Raw genomic sequence first — 5,893 nt, forward strand, 5'->3', positions numbered from 1 at the left:
CCGCGCTGCGTGCGGCGGCCGGGGCGGGTTCCGGCGTCCCCACCGGCAAGGAGGCGCTGCTCGCCGCGATGCGCGGCTACGTCCGCGAACACCTCGCCGACCCCGCGCTGACCCCGGAGGCGATCGCCCGCCGCCACCGCGTCTCCCCCCGCTACACGGCCGACCTCTTCGCGGCCGACGGCACCTCCCCCGCCGCCTTCATCCGCACCGAGCGCCTCCGCGCCGCCCACCTCCTCCTCACCGACCCCCGCTACACCGACCTCACCGTCTCCGCCACCGCCGCCCGCTGCGGCTTCAGCGACCGCACGACGTTCACCCGCGCGTTCGTACGAACCTACGGGCGCACCCCGGCGGAGCTACGACGGGACGTGACGGCGGGCCGCCCGCCGGCAGGCTGACGCACCCTGCCGAACGACCGACGGAAGGTGCTCGGCAGCAGGCGGACGCCCCATGCCGGAGAGCCGACGAGCAGACCCCGGCGGAACTACGACAGGACACAACGGCAGGCCGCCCGCCAGAAGACTGACGCAACCTGCCGGACAACCGACAACGGCCGACGCCCTGCGCTGGAGGGCTGAGGGCCCGCCCGCCGGAGCACTGACAGCCCTCGCCGGAGAGCCGACGGACGGACCCCGGCGAAACTACGACGGGACACGACGGCCAGCCGCCCGTCAGGAGGCTGACGCAACCTGCCGGACAACCGACAACGGCCGGCGGAAGGCGCTCGGCAGCAGGCGGACGACTCGCGCTGCACGGCCGACGCCCTTCGCCGGAGCACTGACAGCCCTCGCCGGAGAGCCGACGGACGGACCCCGGCGAAACTACGACGGGACACGACGGCCAGCCGCCCGTCAGGAGGCTGACGCAACCTGCCGGACAACCGACAACGGCCGGCGGAAGGCGCTCGGCAGCAGGCGGACGACTCGCGCTGCACGGCCGACGCCCTTCGCCGGAGCACTGACAGCCCTCGCCGGAGAGCCGACGGACGGACCCCGGCGGAACTACGACGGGACACGACGGCCAGCCGCCCGTCAGGAGGCTGACGCGACCTGCCGAAGAGCCGACGCCCGCCCGCCGGAGGGCTGAGGGCCCGCCCTCAGTAGCGCTGACGCCCTCGCCGGAGGGCCGTCGGCCCCGTCCGGTGCAGCGGTGGCGGCCGGTCCGGCGAACGTGCCGGCACGGCCCCCGCGCACGTGTCGGGAAAAACGCCGCAGCCCCGTGCGCACAACGCCGCACCGCCCCCGCCGCCGCCCCCTACCGTCGGGGCACTTCGCGCAATCTCGTCCGGCAGGAGCCCCCGAGTGCCCAACACGTACCGTGTCGCCGCCGTCCAGGCCGAGCCCGTCTGGCTGGACGCCGACGCCACCGTCGAGAAGACCATCGCCCTCATCGAGGACGCCGCCGCGCAGGACGTGGAACTGCTGGCGTTCCCCGAGACCTGGATCCCGGGCTACCCCCTGTTCCTGTGGCTCGGGGCGGTCGCGGGACAGGTGCCGTACGTCGCCCGCTACCACGCGAACTCCCCGACCGTGGACGGCCGTCACCTCACCGCCGTCCGGCAGGCCGCGCGCCGCAGCGGTGTCACCGTCGCGCTGGGATACAGCGAGAAGGACCACGGCAGCCTGTACATGGCGCAGACCCTGATCTCGCCCGACGGGGACGTCCTGCTGCACCGCCGCAAGCTGAAGGCCACCCACGTCGAGCGCAGCCTCTTCGGGGAGGGCGACGGCAGTCACCTGAAGGTCGTCGACACCCCGCTCGGCCGGGTCGGCGCCCTCAACTGCTGGGAGCACCTCAACCCGCTCAACCGGTACGCCCTGTACGCGCAGCACGAGCAGGTGCACATCGCCGCCTGGCCGGCGTTCGGCCTCTACAAGAACGTCGCCTATTCGCTCGGCGCCGAGGTCAACATGGCCCTCACGCAGTCCTACGCCCTCGAAGGGGGCTGTTACGTCATCGCCGCCACGCAGGTGATCAGCGAGCGGGGCATCGAGATCTTCGCGACCACGGACGAGCAGCGCGCCCTGCTCACCGCCGGCGCGGGCAGCTCCCGTATCTTCGCCCCCGACGGCAGCCCTGTCGGCAAGCCTCTCGACGAGCACGCCGAGGGCCTCCTGATCGCCGACATCGACCTCTCCCTGATCGACCTCGCGAAGAACGGCGCCGACCTCGCCGGCCACTACTCCCGCCCCGACGCGACGCGCCTGCTGCACGACGACCGGCCCACGTCCGTCGTCCTGCGCCCCGGCGGGGCCCCGGGCCCGTACTTCCCGGCCCTGGACGAGCCCGCGGGCGAGCCGCTGGCGGGCTGAACCCGCACAGACTCCGGGGCCGGCACCGCTGTGTGCGATGCCGGCCCCGGAGTCTGACGTGTTACGGCCGGTCGAGGACGATGGAGTTCACGGGGCCCAGGTCGACCCAGTAGGCCCAGCCCGGGTCCATGTCGAAGTCGCAGTTGACGCCGTTGTAGCCCTTGCAGAGGTGGGCGTGGGCGCCGCCGGTCTGGTTGTTGTAGACCCAGTGCCAGCCGGTCTGGTTGCGGAGGTTGTGTGCCCCGTAGCTCCAGTACGAGTTGGTGGGGCTGGTCTGGGTGTCACCCGGGTTCACCCCTTCCGGGAAGATGCACACCGACCCGGCGGCGCAGGTTCCCCAGGAGTCGGCGGCGGGCTTCGCCTCCGCCGTGCCGACGCTCAGCACGGCCGCAGTGGCGGTCGCGACCGCGACGGCGAACGCACCTCTGATGCTCTTGCGCATGGTCTTCTCCTCCCGTTCGGCGCCCTTCGGTCAGCGGGCGCGGCGGGAGCCTATCGGGGTGTCAGGGGCGCATTCGAACACTTCGACCCGTTTCGAAACGTCCGTCCGGACGCCCCGAGCGCGGCCCCGGTTCGTCACCGGGGCCGCGCTCGGGTTCGGGTCGTGGTCAGAAGGGGTAGTGCGCCTGCTGCGTCGCGATCGTCACCCACCGCGTGTTGGAGAAGGCCTCGATCCCCCAGCGTCCCCCGAACCGCCCGTACCCGGACGCCTTGGTGCCGCCGAACGGGGCCTGCGGTTCGTCGGCGACGGACTGGTCGTTGATGTGGACGATGCCGGTGTGGATCCGGCGGGCGACGCGCAGCCCGTGGGTGGCGTTCTCGGTGATGATGCCGCAGGTCAGCCCGTTCTCGGTGTCGTTGGCGAGGGCCACGGCCTCGTCGTCGGTCCGGAAGGTGCGCAGCACGCAGACCGGCCCGAAGCTCTCCGTGTGGTGGAGCCGTGCGTCGTCGGGCACGCCGGTGAGGACGGTCGCCGGGTGGACGGCGCCCTCCGGCTCACCCCCGCCCACGAGGACCTGCGCGCCCTTGGCGACGGCGTCGTCCACCAGCTCGGCGACCCGCCGGGCCGCGTCCTCGCTGACGAGCGGGCCGATGACGGTGTGCGGGTGGGCGGGGTCGCCGGCCTGGAGGGAGGCCGCCTTGGCGGTGAACTTGCGGGTGAACTCCTCGGCGAGGGACTCGTGGACGAGGATCCGGTCGCCGGACATGCAGATCTGTCCGGCGTTCATGAACACGCTGAACGTGACGGCGTCGACGGCGTAGTCGACGTCCGCGTCGTCGAGGACGAGCACGGAGTTCTTCCCGCCCAGCTCCAGCACGGCCGGCTTGAGGTGGCGGGCCGACAGCTCGCCGATGATCCGGCCGACGCCGGTGGAGCCGGTGAAGTTGACGGCGCGCACCCGGGGGTCGGCTATGAGCGCCTCGGCGACCTCGGCGGCGTCCGCGCGGTCGTTGGTGACGACGTTGAGGACGCCGTCGGGGAGCCCGGCCTCGCGCAGGACGTCCGCGACGAGCAGCCCGCAGGCGATCGGCGCGTCCTCGCTGGGCTTGACGACGACGGTGTTGCCGGCGGCGAGGGGCGCGGCGACGGCCCGCACGCCGAGGATGACGGGCGCGTTCCAGGGGGCGAACGCGGCGACCACGCCGAGGGGTTCACGGATCGCGAGGCCGAGCGCGCCCTGTTCCTGGGCGGTCAGCACGTCACCGCGCGGCGCGGTGACCGCGGCGGCGGCCTCGCGCAGGATGTTCGCCGCGAGGAACACGTTGAAGTACGCCCAGGGCCGGGCCGCGCCCGCCTCGCGGGCCATCACGTCGGCGACGTCCTCGGTCCGGGCGTCCAGCAGGTCCGCCGCCTTGAGGAGGATCGCCCGCCGGGCGAAGGGGGCGAGCGCGGCCCACTCCTCGAACGCGGCGTGGGCCGCGTCCACGGCCCGCGTCACGTCCTCGGGTCCGCCGGCGGCGACGGTCGCGTACACCTCGCCGGTGTAGGGCTCGACGTCGTGGGTGGTGCGTCCGGAGGCGGCGGGCACGTCCTTGCCGCCGATGAGGAGGTGTCTGGTGAGGGTCATGGGTGCGGCTCCTTAAGTCGTCGTTGAATCAGGAGAGTTGGGCGTGGGCGTCGGCCGGGAGTCCGGCGACGGCGGCTTCGACGCGGGCGGCGGCCTTGCCCATGGCGTCGTGCTCGTGGGCGGGCAGGTCCCACTGTTCGATGTCCCGGATGCCCTGCGGTCCGAGGCGTACCGGCACGGTGAGGGAGGTGCCGTGCACGCCGTACTCGCCCTCCAGGGCCACCGAGGCGGGCAGGAGCGTGCCGGAGCCGGTGGCCATGGCCTCGATCATGCGGGCGGTGCCGAGGCCCGTCGTCCAGGTGGAGGTGCGGCCGGAGTCGAGGGAGACGTGCCGGGTGTACCAGGTGTCGGCGTACTCCTCGGCCGCGCGGCGCTGCTCCTGTGTCAGCTCGACGGCCTCGCCGCGCACGGTGATCCTGCTGTACAGCGGCACCTGTCCCTCGCCGTGCTCGCCGAGCATCCACGCGTCGACGTCCTTGACCGGGACGCCGAGGGCGAGGCCGATGCCGGTGCGCAGGCGGAGGCTGTCGTTGAGGGTGTAGCCGATCAGCCGGTGCCGGGGCAGCCACCCCTGGCGGTGGGTCCAGGTCAGCAGCGGGTCGACGGGGTTGGTCAGCATCAGCACCACCCCGCCGAACCGCTCCCCCGCCTCCCGCAGGGGGCGCAGGCAGTCGCCGACGATGCGCGCGTTGTCGGCGAGGAACACGGAGCGCGAGGAGTTGAGCCGCAGCGGCACGGCCGCGCTGAGGACGACGACGTCGGCGTCGACGGCGTCCTCGGGGGTGCCGCCGCGCACGGTGTCCGGGGTCGCGCCGAGACCGAGGGCGTTCTCCAGGTCCATGGTGTGGCTGGTGATCATGTGCGGGCGGGTGTCGACGAGGACGATCTCGTACGTGCCCTGCGCGGACAGCAGGTTGAACGCGGCCGAGGAGCCGATACCGCCGGCGCCTCCGATGATGACGACCTTCACTCGGGTGTCCTTCGGATTCAGTGGTGATGGAGGGTCAGGAGCTGTAGGTGGGGTCGGCCTCGACGGCGACCTCCAGGACGAGCGGCTCCCGGCGCTCCGCGAGCGTGGGGATCACCTTGTCCAGCGCGGACAGCAGGCTCGCGTGGTCCTCGACGCGCTCGGCGGGGCAGCCGAGGCCCCGCGCGAGGGTCGACACGCTCAGCTCGGCGAAGGCGGGCCAGGCCGGGGCCGGGGCCCCCTCCCGCTCGGAGAGCCGGTCCATGATCGCGTAACGCCCGTTGGCGAGGACCACGAAGAGCACGCCCACCCCGTAGTGGGCCGCGCTCCACAGGGCCTGCACGGAGTACAGGGAGGAGCCGTCGCCGAGGACCGCGATCACGGGCCGTTCGGGCAGCGCCCGGCGCACGCCGACCGCCGCGGGCAGCGCGAACCCGAGTCCGCCCATGGCGGCGCTGAGGAAGCCGAGGGGGGCGCGGGCGGGCAGCAGGGCGTGCAGGGCGGGCCGGCTGGAGGGGGTCTCCTCCACGACGACCGTGTCGGGG

Annotated in this window: 6 protein-coding genes; 2 read left to right on the plus strand and 4 right to left on the minus strand. The window is 73.3% G+C overall.

The features are described from left to right. On the plus strand, nt 1-398 hold a 398-nt coding region (locus ACVNF4_RS31350), incomplete at its 5' end, for a helix-turn-helix transcriptional regulator (RefSeq protein ID WP_461806265.1). Between the two features lie 903 nt (nt 399-1,301). Next, nucleotides 1,302-2,312 carry a carbon-nitrogen hydrolase family protein gene (locus tag ACVNF4_RS31355; protein WP_461806266.1) on the plus strand — a complete coding sequence of 337 codons (1,011 nt, stop codon included), beginning with the start codon at nt 1,302-1,304 and terminating at the stop codon, nt 2,310-2,312. 61 nt (nt 2,313-2,373) lie between these two features. Here the strand turns inward: ACVNF4_RS31355 and ACVNF4_RS31360 are convergent, their stop codons facing one another. The 4 genes from ACVNF4_RS31360 to ACVNF4_RS31375 form a co-directional block, all read right to left on the minus strand. Beyond that, nucleotides 2,374-2,754, minus strand: coding sequence for a hypothetical protein (locus tag ACVNF4_RS31360; protein ID WP_461806267.1), 381 nt, complete (start codon nt 2,752-2,754; stop codon nt 2,374-2,376). 166 nt (nt 2,755-2,920) lie between these two features. Next, nucleotides 2,921-4,381 carry an aldehyde dehydrogenase family protein gene (locus ACVNF4_RS31365; RefSeq protein ID WP_461806268.1) on the minus strand — a complete coding sequence of 487 codons (1,461 nt, stop codon included), beginning with the start codon at nt 4,379-4,381 and terminating at the stop codon, nt 2,921-2,923. A 28-nt stretch (nt 4,382-4,409) separates the two neighbouring features. After that, nucleotides 4,410-5,351, minus strand: coding sequence for a malate dehydrogenase (locus ACVNF4_RS31370; RefSeq protein ID WP_461806269.1), 942 nt, complete (start codon nt 5,349-5,351; stop codon nt 4,410-4,412). Nucleotides 5,352-5,385: 34 nt separating this feature from the next. Further along, on the minus strand, nt 5,386-5,893 hold a 508-nt coding region (locus ACVNF4_RS31375; protein ID WP_461806270.1), incomplete at its 5' end, for a thiamine pyrophosphate-dependent enzyme.

The sequence above is a fragment of the Streptomyces sp. S6 genome, from assembly GCF_054880855.1.